The sequence below is a fragment of the Romboutsia sp. genome (assembly GCF_056995035.1).
In genome coordinates this window covers 19,053-36,359 of sequence record NZ_JBXKIW010000033.1, presented here as the reverse complement: position 1 = coordinate 36,359, position 17,307 = coordinate 19,053, and the positions used below count along the sequence as shown (strand labels likewise).

The 17,307-nt window shown below is 30.1% G+C and carries 15 protein-coding genes; 3 read left to right on the top strand and 12 right to left on the bottom strand.

Translation table 11 applies throughout. From position 1 onward, the window contains the following. Positions 1-299 precede the first annotated feature (299 nt). Both AC11VW_RS03975 and AC11VW_RS03970 read right to left on the bottom strand, forming a co-directional pair. Entirely contained in the window at positions 300-1,670 is a 1,371-nt protein-coding gene (locus AC11VW_RS03975; RefSeq protein WP_484300097.1) for a hypothetical protein, read from the bottom strand. 180 nt (positions 1,671-1,850) lie between these two features. Continuing rightward, a complete protein-coding gene (locus AC11VW_RS03970) occupies positions 1,851-3,119 on the bottom strand; it encodes a serine hydroxymethyltransferase (RefSeq protein ID WP_484300096.1) in 1,269 nt (422 codons plus the stop codon). A gap of 267 nt (positions 3,120-3,386) precedes the next feature. On the opposite strand from AC11VW_RS03970, the gene AC11VW_RS03965 reads away from it, so the two are divergent. Together AC11VW_RS03965 and AC11VW_RS03960 are read left to right on the top strand one after the other, a co-directional pair. Further along, positions 3,387-4,172: a threonine/serine exporter family protein gene (locus tag AC11VW_RS03965; protein WP_484300095.1), complete on the top strand. Its 786-nt coding sequence runs from the start codon at positions 3,387-3,389 to the stop codon at positions 4,170-4,172. Next, positions 4,172-4,630: a threonine/serine exporter family protein gene (locus tag AC11VW_RS03960; RefSeq protein ID WP_484300094.1), complete on the top strand. Its 459-nt coding sequence runs from the start codon at positions 4,172-4,174 to the stop codon at positions 4,628-4,630. The genes AC11VW_RS03965 and AC11VW_RS03960 overlap by 1 nt, the downstream gene beginning before the upstream one ends. On the opposite strand, the gene AC11VW_RS03955 is transcribed toward AC11VW_RS03960, so the two are convergent. Continuing rightward, entirely contained in the window at positions 4,623-5,060 is a 438-nt protein-coding gene (locus AC11VW_RS03955; protein WP_484300093.1) for a SoxR reducing system RseC family protein, read from the bottom strand. The genes AC11VW_RS03960 and AC11VW_RS03955 overlap by 8 nt on opposite strands. A gap of 26 nt (positions 5,061-5,086) precedes the next feature. After that, positions 5,087-5,380: a metal-sensitive transcriptional regulator gene (locus AC11VW_RS03950; protein ID WP_484300092.1), complete on the bottom strand. Its 294-nt coding sequence runs from the start codon at positions 5,378-5,380 to the stop codon at positions 5,087-5,089. Between the two features lie 150 nt (positions 5,381-5,530). Here AC11VW_RS03950 and AC11VW_RS03945 point away from each other — a divergent pair, with 150 nt between their 5' ends. Beyond that, positions 5,531-5,776: a small, acid-soluble spore protein, alpha/beta type gene (locus AC11VW_RS03945; protein WP_484300091.1), complete on the top strand. Its 246-nt coding sequence runs from the start codon at positions 5,531-5,533 to the stop codon at positions 5,774-5,776. A 49-nt stretch (positions 5,777-5,825) separates the two neighbouring features. Here the strand turns inward: AC11VW_RS03945 and aspS are convergent, their stop codons facing one another. The 8 genes from aspS to recJ form a co-directional block, all read right to left on the bottom strand. Beyond that, positions 5,826-7,616 (bottom strand): aspartate--tRNA ligase, encoded by a 1,791-nt coding sequence (gene aspS, locus AC11VW_RS03940; protein WP_484300090.1) that lies wholly within the window; start codon positions 7,614-7,616, stop codon positions 5,826-5,828. A gap of 163 nt (positions 7,617-7,779) precedes the next feature. Then, on the bottom strand, positions 7,780-9,042 hold the full coding sequence (gene hisS / locus AC11VW_RS03935) for a histidine--tRNA ligase (RefSeq protein ID WP_484300089.1): 1,263 nt from the start codon (positions 9,040-9,042) through the stop codon (positions 7,780-7,782). Then, complete coding sequence (gene hemZ, locus AC11VW_RS03930; protein WP_484300088.1) at positions 9,032-10,504, bottom strand: coproporphyrinogen dehydrogenase HemZ; 1,473 nt, start codon at positions 10,502-10,504, stop codon at positions 9,032-9,034. Before hemZ ends, hisS begins: the two co-directional genes overlap by 11 nt. A 173-nt stretch (positions 10,505-10,677) precedes the next feature. After that, complete coding sequence (locus AC11VW_RS03925; protein WP_484300087.1) at positions 10,678-11,298, bottom strand: MBL fold metallo-hydrolase; 621 nt, start codon at positions 11,296-11,298, stop codon at positions 10,678-10,680. A 12-nt stretch (positions 11,299-11,310) separates the two neighbouring features. Next, entirely contained in the window at positions 11,311-11,760 is a 450-nt protein-coding gene (gene dtd / locus AC11VW_RS03920; RefSeq protein ID WP_484300086.1) for a D-aminoacyl-tRNA deacylase, read from the bottom strand. A 10-nt stretch (positions 11,761-11,770) separates the two neighbouring features. Then, the gene (locus AC11VW_RS03915) at positions 11,771-13,984 is read right to left on the bottom strand and encodes a RelA/SpoT family protein (RefSeq protein WP_484300085.1); all 2,214 of its coding nucleotides are present in this window, start codon (positions 13,982-13,984) and stop codon (positions 11,771-11,773) included. Positions 13,985-14,259: 275 nt separating this feature from the next. Next, entirely contained in the window at positions 14,260-14,772 is a 513-nt protein-coding gene (locus AC11VW_RS03910) for an adenine phosphoribosyltransferase (RefSeq protein ID WP_484300084.1), read from the bottom strand. 14 nt (positions 14,773-14,786) lie between these two features. Continuing rightward, positions 14,787-17,297 carry a single-stranded-DNA-specific exonuclease RecJ gene (recJ, locus tag AC11VW_RS03905; RefSeq protein WP_484300083.1) on the bottom strand — a complete coding sequence of 837 codons (2,511 nt, stop codon included), beginning with the start codon at positions 17,295-17,297 and terminating at the stop codon, positions 14,787-14,789. Between the last annotated feature and the right edge of the window lie 10 nt (positions 17,298-17,307).

The following is a 17,307-nucleotide window of genomic DNA, read 5'->3' as shown; positions in this document are numbered from 1 at the left end:
GCCAGGATCAAACTCTCAAATAAAAGTTTATCTAGGGCTCAGATACTGTTATATATCTGGCTTTATGTTTGGTTGTTTCAAATTCTATAAATTAACCTACTGTTTAATTTTCAAAGTTCATTTTGTTGTTTGCCCTTTTCTTAAGGACAAGTATAACTATACCATCTATGGAATATATAGTCAACATTTTTTATAATCTTTTTTATAAAATTATTTTTATTTACTATTTATATTTTCATAAACACAGCAAAATACAGGATATTTTACAATTTATCCTGTATTTATATATCCTTTCTTATTTAAATAATGAATATGGCAACTATAGTTGTTACTGCAAGACCTATCATTATAGGTATAAAATTTCTTTTTCCTAACTCTATTGGGCTTACTCCACAAATTGCCGCTGCTGCTATTAGTGACCACGGAACTAAACATCCGCCTCCAACCCATATTGCAGCTATTTGCCCTAATGCTGTAAGCGCTCCTACATTAACATCTATAGCTGTTCCAAATACTGATGCTAACGAACCTGCTAGAGACATTCCAGAAAATCCTGAACCATCAAGACCTGTTATAGCACCAACTATTGTTTCTATACTAGCTGCTGCAACTTTATTGAAAGGCATTGTTTGTGAAAGTGCCAAACCTATGTCTGATAGTAATCCTTGAGATCCTTTTGGTAATACTTCTCCAAATACTTGTACTATTGGTGCATCTCCCATATAGAAAAATGCTGCTATTGGTATTATTACTGCAAATACTTTTATAGCAAAGGTGAATCCTTCTATAATATGTTCTGCTACTTTGTCTAAACTCGTTTTAGGACTATTAAGAGTATTTATTACTACTAATAAGGCTACTGCTGTTCCTCCTAGTAACGCTGATGCATCTCCTCCCTTAAGGTCGAATTTATACATCGCTACTATATCTAAAATAAATCCAATTACTACTAAAAATACTGATATCTTTGCCCTAGTCCCTACTTCTTTAACTTCAAAATCTTTAGTAGTTGCTAATTCCTGATCAAACATACCATTTTTCAAATCTCTTCTTAGCATATAAAATGCCACAGCTATAGTTACTATCCCCATTACCCAAAATAGTATCATCCCTTCTTGCATAACTGATTCTACTGGTATGCCTGCTGCTCCTGCTGTTATGCTCGGTGCTCCTTGTATAATAAAGTCTGTTGATAAGGCAAGCCCATGACCAAATAAGTTCATAGATACTGCTAATCCCATTGCAGGTAGTCCTGATTTTCTAGCTATTGGTAAAAACATTGCTCCTACTAAAGCAGATGCTGGTGATGGCCAGAAAAACCACGACATTAGAAACATCGTTAAACCAGCTACAAAGAATGCCGTTGTAGAGTTTTTGATTAACTTAGCAAATGGTTTTACCATAAAATCTATTGCATTATTTTCTTCTAGTGATTTTGACAAAGCTACCATGATACCTATAATTAGAATTATCCCCCCAAGTTCATTCAGCGCTACTACAAAGGAGGTGAATACCCCAACCATTGCTCCAACTAAACTTTTCTTATAGAATAGTCCTAATAAAAATGTACCTATTACACATGGTATTACACTTTCCTTTTTCATTATCATCGTTATTAATATAATGATCATGAATAAAATATAGATGTAATGTCCTCCTGTTAATACCAATTTTATTCCCCCCTAGATTGATGATAGTAATTTCTTATTATATTCTTTATTATATGTTCTTAAAAAAAAGTTGTTACGCAACTTGTATATTTATTATTTGCTTAACTTTTTTAATTTTTTTCTCAATAAACTTAAAAAAGATGAATATACAACAATATTCATCTTTTTATATAAATTATTTTATATATTAAGTTTTGTTAATTCTTCAGGCATAAGATTGTATTCTTCATATAAAGGATACTTGTCAGTTAATCCAACTACTAATTCTCTTGCTTCTTCTTCATCATTATATGTTAAACATAAATCTATAGCTTTAGCTATTGCTACCATATCTTCTTCTACCATTCCTCTTGTAGTTACGGCGGCTGTTCCTATTCTTATCCCACTAGTTACATTTGGTCCATTGGGGTCATTTGGTATAGAATTTTTATTAACTGTGATATAAGCTTCATCTAATCTCTGTTCAGCTTCTTTTCCAGTTATATTTTTATTAATTAAATCTAATAATATCAAGTGGTTATCAGTACCCCCACTCAATAATTTAAAATCTCTTTTTATAAGTTCTTCTGCCAGTACTCTACAGTTTTTAACTACCTGATGTTGATATACTTTAAATTCATCACTTAAAGCTTCTTTAAAACAAACTGCTTTAGATGCTATTACATGTTCAAGTGGTCCGCCTTGTATTCCTGGGAATATAGCTTTATCTATAGCATTTGCATATTTTTCTTTGCATAGTATTATTCCTCCACGAGGCCCTCTTAAAGTTTTATGAGTAGTACTTGTTACAAAGTCTGCTACTTCACATGGATTTTGATGAAGCCTTGCTGCAACTAATCCTGCTATATGAGCCATATCTACCATAAGCATCGCTCCAACTTCATCAGCTATTTCTTTAAACTTTTTAAAATCTATTTCTCTAGGATAAGCACTTGCTCCTGCTACTATTAATTTAGGCTTTATTTCACGTGCAACCTTTCTTACTTCTTCATAATCTATTCTTCCATCTTCTTTGCTTATTCCATATTCATGGAAGTTAAAATATTTACCTGATATATTTACTGGAGAACCATGAGTTAAATGACCCCCTTGAGATAAATTCATACCAAGCACTGTATCTCCTGGTTTTAATATAGCAAAATAAACTCCTATATTGGCATTAGCACCTGAGTGTGGTTGTACGTTAGCGTGCTCTGCACCAAATATCTTTTTTAATCTTTCAATTGCAAGTGTTTCCACTTCATCAATATGTACACAGCCCCCATAATATCTTTTAGATGGATATCCTTCTGCATATTTATTAGTCAAATGACTTCCCATTGCTTCCATAACTGGAACTGTAACAATATTTTCAGACGCTATTAATTCTATATTTCTTTGTTGTCTTATCAACTCTCTTTTCATACTTTTATAAACTTCTGGATCTGCTTTTTTTAAATTTTCAAACATATCTAATCCCTCCCATAATAAATTTTTATTAATTAGGCAAAATAAACTATAAATATTTCATCATATATATATTCATATTTATATGGAATTACCCCTCATATTTAATTATTTGGTATAAATACATAAGATTTAACTATATATATAACTTGGGATAATACTTTAAGTTCAATAGATAAATTTAATTCATAAATATTAACATTATTTTAATAAACATATGATACAAAATTTGGTATAATCTTTATATTAATCTTAATTCGGAGGTGTTTTATGAATAATGAGTATCAAAGTTATAAAAAGGATGTTCTTCGGTTAGCATTGTTCCTTGGTGAACTTATGCTATCAAATGGAGCAGAAACTTATCGTGTAGAAGATAGCGTTCTTAGAGTTTGTAAATCTAGAGGTTTTAATCATATAAATGTTTTTACATCTCCTACAGTAATAATAATTTCAGATGAAAGATTTGATGGTTTATCTTTTATGAAAACAATAAAAAGTCGAGCTATAAACTTAAATAAAATTTCTTTATTAAACAATTTCTCTAGGGAATTTGTAAACAATAATGAGGTGGATATTGAAGATGCTATAAAAGAGCTTAAAGAATTAAATTCAGTACCTTCTTATTCTCCTAATATAGTTTATTTTAGCACAGGGTTTGCATCTGCATGCTTTGGTTGTTTACTCGGTGGAAATGATATAGTCAACTTCTTATTTACTTTTGTTACATCTATACTAGCAGTTATATCATATAAGAAAATAATGAGGATTAGCTCAATACCTGCTTTTTCAAGTTTAGTTGCCTCATTATTAATAGCAACTGCAGGGGTTTTGCTTACTCAAGTTGGATTTTTAGATACACCAAAAATGCTTATAGTTGGTTCTATAATGCCATTACTTCCAGGGGTATCGTTTATAAAAGGAATTCGTGATTTAATATCTGGTGATTTGATGTCTGGAGTAGCTCGCGCTTTTGACGCAGGTATGACAGCTCTTTCAATTGCTTGTGGTGTAGGTCTTATACTTGATATGTGGCTTAGATTGGGAGGTGCATTCTAATGACAGATATGCCTATTTACATGCATTTTATATTTGCATTCTTTGCTACAATGGGATTTTCGGTATTTTTTAATGCACCTGTATCATCTTTAATTCCAGCTGGAATAACTGGTGGAGTTGGTTGGGCTGTATTTTTCTACTTAATGGGTATTTCTTCTAACTCTATATTTTCTAACTTTTTTGCAGCTGCAATTGTATCAATGTTTAGTGAAATATTGGCTAGAAAGTTAAAGCAACCAGCTATACTATTTGTAATTCCAGGTATTATACCTTTAGTTCCGGGACTTGGTATGTATAATACTATGTTGTATTTAGTTCAAAAGAATTTTGACTTAGCAATTCCAACTGGTGCAGATGCCTTATTTGTAGGTGGAGCTATAGCACTAGGAGTGTTAGTTATAACTTCATTAGCTAGAACTATAAGCATAGTTATAGCCACTAAAAAAGCTGCTAAATAGCAGCTTTTACTACTTCTGTGACAATAGGTATATATTCTCTACTATCTCTAAATTTTTTATCATTCATCTTTAGTATTAAAAAAGATATTAACATTGAAACTAGTCCAAGAGCTCCACTTATAGTTTCTCTATTAGTACTTATTTTCAATAAATCTAGTACAAAATAAGTACCTATAGTTCCAACAAGAAGCGCTACCAAAGGTACTATATACACTATTGCAGCTGCTTTTAAAACATTTACAGTTTCCATATTAACTTTTACTTTATCTCCTACTTGTGCACCTAGAGTATTGTCTACTTCTACTATTATATCTTTTTTTTCTGATGTAGTTGCACACTTACCACAAGATGCACATGCTGAATGACGTTGCATCTTAAGTTTAGCAGTTCTTTTATCAACTATCTCTATAATATATCCTTGCTGTTCCATGAAATCGCCCCCCTTATTTAGTAAACTTACTTAGTAAACTTATTTATAGTACTCATGAGTTCATTTATAGTGTTCTCATTAATTTCAGCATCCCCATGTTGTAAACTCTCTGAAACACAACCCTTTATATGATTTTCTAAAATTATAGTACCTACTTTATTTATAGCAGATCTTATTGCAGATATTTGAATTAGTATATCTACGCAATATCTTTCTTCCTCTACCATATTTTGAATCCCTTTAACTTGCCCTTCTATTCTCTTAAGTCTTCTTATAAGAGCTTCTTTGTCATTTGATTTTGCCAAACTTTTCTCTTCCATGTGTCACCTCATATTACTTTGATATATATATTATAACTTATTTTTGCAAAACGTTGCATATTAGTTATTTTTTTATCTTTACTTGTTATAAATAACCTCTATTATGTTGATTATATTATTATAAATCAATTTTGAAAAGGTGGTAATTTTATGAATATACAATCTAAAACTAATGCAAAACAGGCTTTGAATAGTCTTAAAATGGAAATAGCTAGTGAGCTAGGCTATAACTATAACATGAGTAATAATAAAATCGAAAGTAATGCTGAGCAAGGAACTTTAAAAGGTCAAGCTGAGAATGTATTAGCTGGAGAGCAAGTTGGTGGAATGATGAGTAGAAAATTAGTACAAATGGGAGAACAAGTTTTATTAGACCAATATAACTCTAAAAAGTAATTAAAAAGCCTAATTCTTTAGATTAAGAATTAGGCTTTATTTATATTAATTATTGTTTTTCAGCTATATCAACCTTTATGCATAACTCTTCTAATTGAGCTTCTTCAGCAACTGCTGGAGCATTTGTCATTGGACAAACAGCACTTTGGTTTTTAGGGAATGCTATAACATCCTTGATGTTATTAGTTCCAGCAAGTATCATTACAAGTCTATCAAGACCGAATGCCATACCTGCATGAGGAGGAGTTCCATATTTGAAAGCATCTAATAAGAAACCAAACTTCTCCTGAGCTTCTTCTTCTGACATTCCTAATGCCTTGAACATTTTTTGTTGAACGTCAGCGTTAAATATTCTAACACTTCCTCCACCTACTTCATATCCATTTATAACCATATCATAAGCTTTAGCTCTTAGAGATGCTTTATCGTCACCATCTAATCTATCTATATCTTCATCTAATGGAGATGTGAATGGGTGATGCTTAGCTATCATTCTTCCATTTTCTTCATCTTCTTCAAATACTGGGAATTCAGTTACCCATAACATGTTGTAAACATTGCTATCTAATAAGTCAAGTCTTCTTGCAACTTCAAGTCTAACTTGTCCTAAAGCATCGAATACTACTGTATTTTTATCAGCAACAAATAATAATAAATCTCCAGCTTGTGCATCCATTCTATCTAGTATTGCAGTCATTTCTTGCTCGTTGAAGAATTTAGCTATTGGAGAAGTTACTTCTCTATTTTCACCAATTCTCATCCAAGCAAGACCTTTAGCTTTGTAAGTCTTAGCATGGTCTTCTATTTTACTTAATTGCTTTTTACTAATTGCATCTGACTTACCTTTAACATTTATACCTCTAACACTCATACCATCTACAGTAGCGTTAGCAAATACACCAAAACCACAGTTCTTAACTATATCAGATATATTAGTTAACTCATATCCAAATCTAGTATCTGGTTTATCAGAACCATACCTTTCCATAGCTTCAGCGTAAGTCATTACTGCAAGCGGTAATTGAACATCTACATTTAAAGTATCTTTAAATACTGTTTGAACCATTTTTTCCATTATGTTCATAACATCTTGTTGCTCAACAAATGACATTTCACAGTCTATTTGAGTGAACTCTGGTTGTCTATCAGCTCTTAAATCTTCATCTCTGAAACACTTAACTATTTGGAAGTATCTATCCATACCACTTACCATTAATAATTGCTTAAATAATTGTGGTGATTGTGGTAAAGCATAAAATTTACCTTCGTTAACTCTACTTGGTACTAAATAATCTCTAGCACCTTCTGGAGTTGGTTTTATTAAGAAAGGTGTTTCTATTTCAAAGAAATCATTTTGAGATAAATAGTTTCTAACAATGTTAGCAACTTTACTTCTTAATATTAAGTTCTTTTGCATAGATGCTTTTCTTAAATCTAAGTATCTATATTTTAATTTTAATTCTTCAGAAACATTATCGTCATCTTTTATGTATATTGGTGGTGTTTCTGATTTATTTAATATTCTTAGTTCACTTGCAACTATTTCTATATTACCAGTTGGCATATTAGGGTTTTTAGATGATCTCTCATTAACTTTACCTTTAACTGCTATAACAAATTCAGATCCTAATTTTTCTGCTTTAGCAAAAGCTTCTGCATCAACATCAGTATCGAATATTATTTGGCATAATCCACTTCTGTCTCTTAAGTCAACGAATACTAGTCCACCTAAGTTTCTTTTCTTTTGTACCCATCCCATAAGTACAACTTCTTCATCAATGTTAGTTTCTCTTAAGTCCCCACAATAGTGAGTTCTCTTTAATCCGTTTAGAGTCTCCATTATATACCCTCCAAGTCTTTATTTTCATTTGATTATAATTTATTATTTATCATTATTGAATTTATGTCAACTAATGCTTATTTACTTTGTTAAGTTTACACTATAAATAAACATAATTTAAAGTTATCTTTACCCATGTCAAGTAAAAATAACTTTAATTTAATTATAATTTTTCTTGTAATTCTTTAACTATTTCACTTAATTTTATAGTAGTTTGTTCTGAAGTAGCCATATTTTTAAGTGTAGCAGTATCATTAGCTAGCTCATCATCACCTATAACTATAGTGAATTTAGAGTTTATCTTATCTGAATACTTAAACTGAGCTTTAACACTTCTGTCTAAGTGGTCATTTTCTGCACTTATGTGATTATATCTTAAGTCCTTAAGTAATTTAAAGCTTTTTGTTTTAGCTTCATCTCCAATAGTTGCTATAAATATATCAGTAGCTTGTGTATTTTCTATTTCTATATTGTTATTTTCAAGAGTTAATAATAATCTCTCAACTCCTAAACCAAATCCTATACCACTTATATCCTTTGGTCCACCTAGTTGTTCTACTAATCCATCGTATCTTCCACCACCACAAACTGTACTTTGAGATCCTATATCATTAGATATTATTTCAAAAGCAGTTTTCTTGTAGTAATCAAGACCTCTCACTATAGTTTTATCAACTACAAAGTTTACATCCATTTCTCTTAAATATTCTTGTAACTTATCAAAGTGAGTACTACAATCCTCACATATATGGTCTATCATAAAAGGTATATCTTTTATGTTTTCTTGACAATTAGGATTTTTACAGTCTATAACTCTCATAGGGTTTTTATCTTTTCTATCTAAACATGTTTCACATAATACATCGACTTTTGCATCTAAGTATTCTTTTAATTTGGCATTATACTGCGCTCTACAAGTTGGACATCCAACAGAGTTTATACTAACTGCTAAATCTTTAAGACCTACTTCATTAAAGAATTGAACTGCTAAAGCTATAACTTCTGCATCTATTGAAGGCTTATCACTTCCAATTGCTTCTATTCCGAATTGGTGGAATTGTCTTTGTCTTCCTGCTTGTGGTCTTTCATATCTAAAGCAAGGTGTTATGTAAAATAATTTTGTTGGTTGAGTATCAGCATACAGTTTATTTTCTATAAATGCTCTAACCACACCAGCTGTTCCTTCTGGCTTTAAAGTTATGTCTCTTTCGCCTTTATCTTGGAATGAGTACATTTCTTTTTGTACTATATCTGTAGTATCTCCTACACTTCTCTTAAATAACTCTGTATGTTCAAATACTGGGGTTCTCATTTCTTCGTATCCAAATAATGAACAAATTTCTCTGAATTTATTTTCAACATAATTCCATTTATAAGAATCTTTTGGAGTTATGTCTTTAGTTCCTCTTGGCGCCTTAGTTAACATTTTGGTATATCTCCTTTCTCTTTCTTTCTATCATTTCATCTACTCTATCTATATATTGCTCAACGTTTTTAACATTGTCTACTCTTTCAATTCTGTCTTCATCAACATATACAAATTTAGATATAGACCCAGCACCTACTGCGTAGTTACTTTGTTTCTCTTCCATGATTTGTATATTATATATACACTCGTATCCTTCTTTAGCATATCCTATATTCTCTAGATTTCCTAGCATATGTTTTTGACGATACATATAATATGGGTTAAGTCCCATGCTATGTGCACATTCCATTGATAAATCTATCATCTTTATCATTTCTTCATATCTTGTAAGTTCGTACTTATCTAGGTTTTCTTTCAGATTTGAAGCTCTTTTTATAGCTAAAGTATGAACTGTTAAGCTTTCTGGCGAAAGTTTTTTAATTTGATCTAAAGTATTTTTAACCATTTCTAAGTCTTCATCAACAAGACCTAGTATGATATCCATATTTATATTATCAAATCCTAGCTCTCTTGCCATATTAAAGCAATCAACTATATCAGAGACATTATGATCTCTACCTATCTTTTCTAAGGTTTTATCATTCATAGTTTGAGGATTTATACTAATTCTACTTACATTGTGTTTTTTAAGAACTTCTAGCTTACCTCTAGTTATGGAGTCTGGTCTTCCTGCTTCAACTGTAAACTCTTTTATATCATTTAAGTCTAACTCTTTGAACAAAGCAGTTATTAAAGTATCCATTTCATCTTCATCTAAAGTAGTTGGAGTTCCTCCACCAATGTATAGTGTTTCTATTTCTTTATTGGTATCCTTTATGATTTTAGCTAATCCCTTTATTTCTTCTATAAGCTTTTCAACATATTGTTTCTTAAGATGTCCAAATTGCTTTATAGGGTTGGATGGGAATGAACAGTAATAACATCTTGTTGGACAAAATGGTATACTTACATATAATGAAATTTTATTTTCATCTATTGGATACATAAATACTCTTTCTCTTTTTGCAATATCAAGAGCTAAGTCTATTTTCTCATCCATTATATAATACTTTTCTTTTAAGATTTCTCTTATATGTGCTTCATCCATTTCTTTGCCTAATAAAGTATGAACTATTTTAACAGGTCTTATCCCTGTAAGTATTCCCCAAGGTACATATGTATTTAGCCTATTTTGTAGCACCTTGAACATAGTTCTTTTTATAGTTTCTTTTGTTGCTTTTTTTAATTCTTGTTCATCTAAACCTTTTATTTCTATATGGTCTGCAAACTCATATTTTAATTCATAGTTTTCATAGTATTTCGTTTTTGCTATTAATGTATCATTATATACAAGAACAACATTTTCTAGAATTCTTCCAAAACTTTTTTCTTCTATAAATTCAAAATCAGTAGTGAATAATTTTATTAATTCGGCTACTTCATATTTATAATCATGTCCTTTTAAAATTACGCCTATCATGTTTATGCTCCTTTTTAATATAGTAGTTAACTATATTTACTCAACTCAGCTAGTTAACACATATGAATGATATTTATTGTATGTTTATAAAAAAATATATGCAACTGCGCTTCATTATATTTTCATATCCATAATAGTTTATCAAAGCAATAAAAATTTACTTCGTTCAAATATTATTTGCTCATATATGGATTAGTTAACTTTTCTACACCTAGTTTAGAACTTGGTCCATGTCCGGGGTGTATTGTTATATTATCTTCGTATTTTGCTAATTTCTTAAGTGATTTATCCATTTGCTTATGATCTGCACTATAAAGGTCTGTTCTACCTATACTTCCTGCAAATAGAGTATCTCCTGTAAACATTTCATTTTCAACCCTTATACACATACATCCTTTTGTATGTCCTGGAGTATGTAAGAATGTTAATTTTAAGCTTCCTAATTCTAGCTTATCTTTATCATTTACATACATATCTGCATCGAATTCTTGAGCTCCACAGTGCATCATATGACTTAGGTTTTTCTTTTTATCTAAAAGTAATTCCTTCTCATCACTATGAGCAATTATTTTTGCATTAGTTTTTTGTTTTATACTTTTAACTGCACCTATATGATCTCCATGGCCATGAGTAAGTATTATATACTCAAGTTGTAGTCCATTATTTTTTATATAGTTTAATATCTTTGACTCTACTCCGCCTGGGTCTACTACTGCACATTTTTTAGTATTTTCATCAACTAATACATATATATTTTCACCAAAATTCGGTTCAACCATCTTCTCTATTTTCATTTTTTAGCCCCCTTAGAAACTTTTATTTGATTCTAGTAATATAGTAACTGGTCCATCATTAGTTAAATCAACCATCATATGCGCACCAAACTCTCCAGTACCAACCACTACTTCTTGTGATTTTACTTTTTCAATAAATTCTTCATAAAGTGTTGTGGCAAGATCTGGTCTTGCTGCATTAGAAAAACTTGGTCTTTTTCCTTTTCTACAATCACCATATAAAGTAAATTGAGAAACTACTAAAAGTTCTCCACTTACGTCTTTTAATGATAAGTTCATTTTTTCGTTTTCATCTTCGAAAATTCTTAAATTCAATATTTTGTCTATCATATAATCAACATCTTTAGATGTATCTTCATGAGTTACCCCTAATAAAACAAGTAGTCCTTTACTTATTTCACCAGTAATGCGATCATCTACAGTAACTTTAGAAGAAGATACTCTTTGAACAACTGCTCTCATAATATTCCTCCTAGTTTATGACTCTGTAAATATCTTCTACACCAGGTATAGATTTTATTTTTTTCATTAATAATATTAATTCGTCTATATCATTGACTTCAACTAATAAATTAACACTTACAGCGCTATCTTTGCTTTTTCTTGCGTTTATCCCATTCAAGCTAACTTTTTCTATAGCTACTATATGAGTTATGTCATTTATAATGCCTTTTTTATCAATTGCTCTTATTTGTATTTCTGCTTCAAACTTAGTTTTTTTAGAATTACTCCAAGACACATCTACTAATCTATTTTCAAAGAAATCTCCTTTTATGTTAGCATTAGGGCAATCTGCTCTATGAACAGCAACTCCTCTTCCTTTTGTTACATATCCTACTATGTTATCACCTGGAAGTGGATTACAACATTTTGCAAATCTAATTAATATGTTGTCTAATCCTTTTACTACAATTCCTTGAGATGTGCTTACTTTCCTTTTTTTCTTATATTCTTCATCCGTTAATTTATGCTTTTTAAAGTCATCTATTTGATTTGCTGTTTGTTCCTTTTGAATTTTCTTTACTTCTTTTTCATATAAATCTCTTATCTTAGGAACAACTTGTGATGCCATAATTCCACCATACCCAATAGTAGCAACTAAATCTTCTACACTTGGTTGGTTAAATTTTTTAGCCAATTGCAGCATATATCTGTCTATAGCAGGGTCTTTTGATGGTAAACTATATTTTTTAAATTCTTTTTCTAATATTAGGTTACCACGTTCTATATTTTCTTCTCTTCTTTCTTTCTTAAACCATTGTCTAATTCTACTTTTAGCATTTGGTGTTTTAACAATGCTTAACCAGTCTCTGCTTGGTCCATTAGAGTTTGATGAAGTTAATACCTCTACTATATTTCCGTTTTGGAGTTTGTAGTCAATTGTCACTATTCTTCCATCGATTTTAGCACCAACACACTTGTTTCCTACACTTGTATGAACTCTATATGCAAAATCTATAGGAGTAGCTCCTGCTGGAAGTTCAACTACATCTCCTTTTGGTGTAAATACATACACTTGACTATTAAAAACATCATCTTTAAGTGCATCTAAAAATTCTTGTGGGTCTTTTAGGTCTTTTTCCCACTCCATCATTTGTTTTAACCATTGAAGTTTTTCTTCAACATTAGGTTGTCCTTCTTCAGTATTACCTTCTTTATATTTCCAGTGAGCTGCAATACCATACTCTGCTATATTGTGCATTTCTTTAGTTCTTATCTGTATTTCTACAGGTTCTCCATCTGGGCCTATGACAGTAGTATGAAGACTTTGATACATATTAGGCTTTGGCATAGCTATATAGTCTTTGAATCTGCCTGGCATGGGCTTCCATAAAGTATGTACCATTCCTAAAACAGCATAACAATCTTTAACTGTGTCTACGATTATTCTTACTGCTGTTAAATCATATATTTCTTCAAAACCCTTGTCCTTACTTTTCATTTTACTATAAATACTATAGAAATGTTTAGGCCTTCCGTATACATTACACTCTATACTAACATCTTCAAATTTTTCATGAAGAATATTAAGTACATTTTCAATATATGCTTCTCTTTGACTTCTTTTTTTAGCTACTTTCTCCACTAAGTCATAGTACCCTTCTGTGTCTATGTATCTTAGTGCTAGATCTTCTAATTCCCACTTTATCATGGAAATCCCTAGTCTATTAGCTATTCCACCATATATTTCAAGAGTTTCTTTTGCCTTAGCTTTTGCTTTTTCTGGTGGCATAAATTTTAAAGTTCTCATATTATGTAGTCTGTCTGCTAACTTTATAAGTACTACTCTTATATCCTTAGCCATTGCTAAAAACATTTTTCTTAAATTTTCAGATTGTGTTTCTTCTTTTGATTGATACTTAATTTGTCCAAGTTTTGTTACCCCGTCTACTAAATCAGCTATTTCTGTTGTGAATTCTTTTCTTATGTCTTCATATGTATAATCAGTATCTTCAACAACATCGTGTAAAAGTCCTGCAGCAATAGTTTCTATATCTAATTCCATTTCACTAAGTATACTTGCTACTGCTACTGGATGTATAAAGTAAGGTTCCCCAGATTTTCTAAATTGCCCATCATGTGCATTTTTCCCAAAGTAATAAGCTTTTTCTACTAAACTAACATCTGCATTTGGTGCATAGCTTTGTATTTTTTCTATTAGTTCTTGTATTTCCTTATCATGCATAATACCACCTATTTTAAATATTAAATTCGCTACGCTTAAATCATTAACAAAATTATTTGTTGTTTAGAATCAGCTGCGTTGTTTTATAAACCTTATAAATTCTATAAATCTATATATATAGTAAAATTCGCTTCACTCATGTCGCCAACGACCTTAAAAATCAGGTCCGTTGCTCCTTTTAGAAGTTGAATTTTATTATTTATCTAAAAAGCAGATAAATAATAAAATCCTTATATATTAAAATAGTTGGTAGCGTACCAACTATTGTAAAATTATTAATATTGTAGTAGAGAATTTACATCGTATTTAGATAATTTTTCTCTTCCATTTAAGTCGTTTAATTCTATTAAAAATTGCATAGAAACCACTTCTCCACCTAATTTTTCTATAAGGTGCGCTGCTGCTTCCATAGTTCCTCCTGTAGCTAATAAATCATCTACTATTGCTACTCTTTGACCTGGCTTTATTGCATCCTTGTGTATTTGTAAAGTATCAGTTCCATACTCTAGGCCATAGTCATAACTTTCTGTTTCATGAGGTAATTTTCCAGGCTTTCTAACAGGAACAAATCCGATTCCCATTCCATAAGCAACTGGTGTACCCATTAAAAATCCTCTTGCTTCTGGTCCTACTATTACATCTACATTTTTATCTTTTAATTCTTTTATAAATTCATCTATTGTGAATTTAAAAGCTTCGCCATCTTGCATTAATGTTGTTATATCTTTAAAGTTTATGCCTTGTTTTGGGAAATTTTCTACTTCTCTGATTACTTTTCTTAAATCCATATTTTAGACTCCTTCTAATAGCTTTCTTTGTATTCTTTATTTAATTCTTTTAGATTATTAAGTATCGTACTTTCACCTAAGTCTAGTTTTTTATCTGGCTTTGGTAGTAAATTTATACATATAGATTTTGTCTTTAATACATCATCATATTTAAAATCAAAATCTAGTAATGACAATTCTTTAAATACTTTTAATATTGTAAATAACTTTAGAGGTATTGTATTAAATATCTTTTTTATATCGGTTAAGTTTACTTCGATGCTTTTTTGAACAAAAGCTATTTTATAGATATCTATAAATTCCTCTCTCTCTGGAATTAGGTTATTTGCAATATTATTTAAATATAATAAATCCGTTTTGCTATAATATTTGATAATTGAAGTTGCATTATTCGTATTTTTGCATAAATGAGAATAATCGCCCTTATTATACAAATAATCATAAAGAATAATATTATTATATCTTTTTACGTCTATTTTATCAATATTTGGAGAAAATATAAGTTGAAGTTTGTCATTATTAGTATTAATAACATTATAATTTATATCAAATCCATTACAAATTTCTTCATCTACAAGAGATATATCAGATAATGCTTTGTAAAATCCATTAATTGTATTAGTAATAACTAATGTATCTTTATTGATATAATCAAATATATTTATATCCTTACTTCCTTTTACAGCTTCTTCTATATCTTTCCCTTTTAGCTTTTTACATATTAATTCTTTATCTATATCCTTCATTTTATACAAGTTATTAACCTCTGGAATAATCTTTGAAAATAACTCTGTTGCTTCTTGATTTAAACTTGTATTTTTAGGATGAGATAATCTCATATCTTTAAGTAAAAATTGAATATTTCTTCTACCCATAAAATTATTTTCGTCTACTTGAAATAATACATCCACTTTATCACCAGGATTATAGCCTGATTTTAAGTACGCCATATTAAACCCTATACACTCATAAGTTTTTTCTTTTTCTATAGTAAACTTAAGATGCTGCTTATTTTTTCCCATTATCATTATGTTTTTTAATGTTGCATCTCTTACTATAAATCTAGGATTAGGATTATTTAGACCAAATGGTTCTAATTTATGAAGCTCTTCTACTAAGTCTAAATTTATAACATCTTCATTCAATTCAAATTCTACTTTAATATTTTCTATTAAGTCTTCTTCGTTTAACTCATACTGCGCAAACTTATTTACTTCCTCTGATAATTTTTCTATTTTATCAGCATCTAGTGATAGTCCCGCTGCTTGTTCATGTCCGCCAAACTTATTTAATAAATCCCTACATCTAACTAAGGCTTCAAATATACTAAATCCTCTTATAGACCTTGCTGAACCAGTTGCTTCACCATCTTCTATTGTTAATAATATAGTTGGTTTATAGTATTTTTCTGTAAGTTTAGAGGCTACTATACCTATAATTCCGTGTTGCCAACCTTCTTTTGCTATTACTAATACTTTATCGTTTTTGTATTTTTCATTAGCTTCTATAATAATTTCTGCTTCTTGATACATTTTTGCTTCTATAAGTTGTCTTTCATTATTTTTTTCTTCTAATATATTAGCTATTTCTTTTGCTTTTTCTTGTGATTTAGTGGTAAATAATTCAACACCTAGTTTTGAGTATCCCAGTCTTCCTGATGCATTTATTCTAGGTCCTATAGCAAATCCTATGTGTGATGAGCCTATTTTGTCACTTTCTACACCACAAACTTTAATTAATTCTTTTAATCCTATATTATTACCTTGAGTCATTAGTTTTAAACCATTTTTTACTATTATTCTATTTTCATCTACTAATGGTACTATATCGCAAATAGTAGCTAATGTTACTATTTCTAGGTAGTTATATAAACTAGTTTTGAACTCTTCTTCTGGTGTAAGTGCTTGTACAAGTTTAAAAGCTACTCCACATCCACATAACATATCAAATGGATAATGGCAGTTATCTTGCTTTTGATTTATAATTGCATAAGCCTTCGGTATTTCACTTTGACATTCATGATGGTCTGTTATTATAACATCAAATCCTAATTTATTAGCAAGGTCTACTTCTTTAACAGATGTTATTCCGCAGTCTACGGTTATCATTAAATCGCACCCTTGTGAATGTATGTGCTTTATAGCTTCTTCATTTATTCCGTATCCTTCTTGTAATCTATTTGGAATATAATAATTTACGGGATAATTTATAGATTCAAAATAGATACATAATACTGATGTTGATGATACTCCATCTACGTCGTAATCCCCATAAATCCATATATTTTCATGATTTTCTATAGCTTTTTTTATTCTATCTACAGTTTTTTCCATGTCTTTCATCAAAAATGGGTCTCTAAGGTATTCTAATGACGGATTCATAAATATTTCTGCATCTCTTTCATTTTTTATTTGTCTATTTTTCAATATTTGACTTATTTCCGGGGAAATTTTAAGTTTTCTACTCAATTCGTCTTCGCATACACTTCCCATATATTTCAATGTCCATTTTTTGTTAAATATCAAGTTTCCTGCC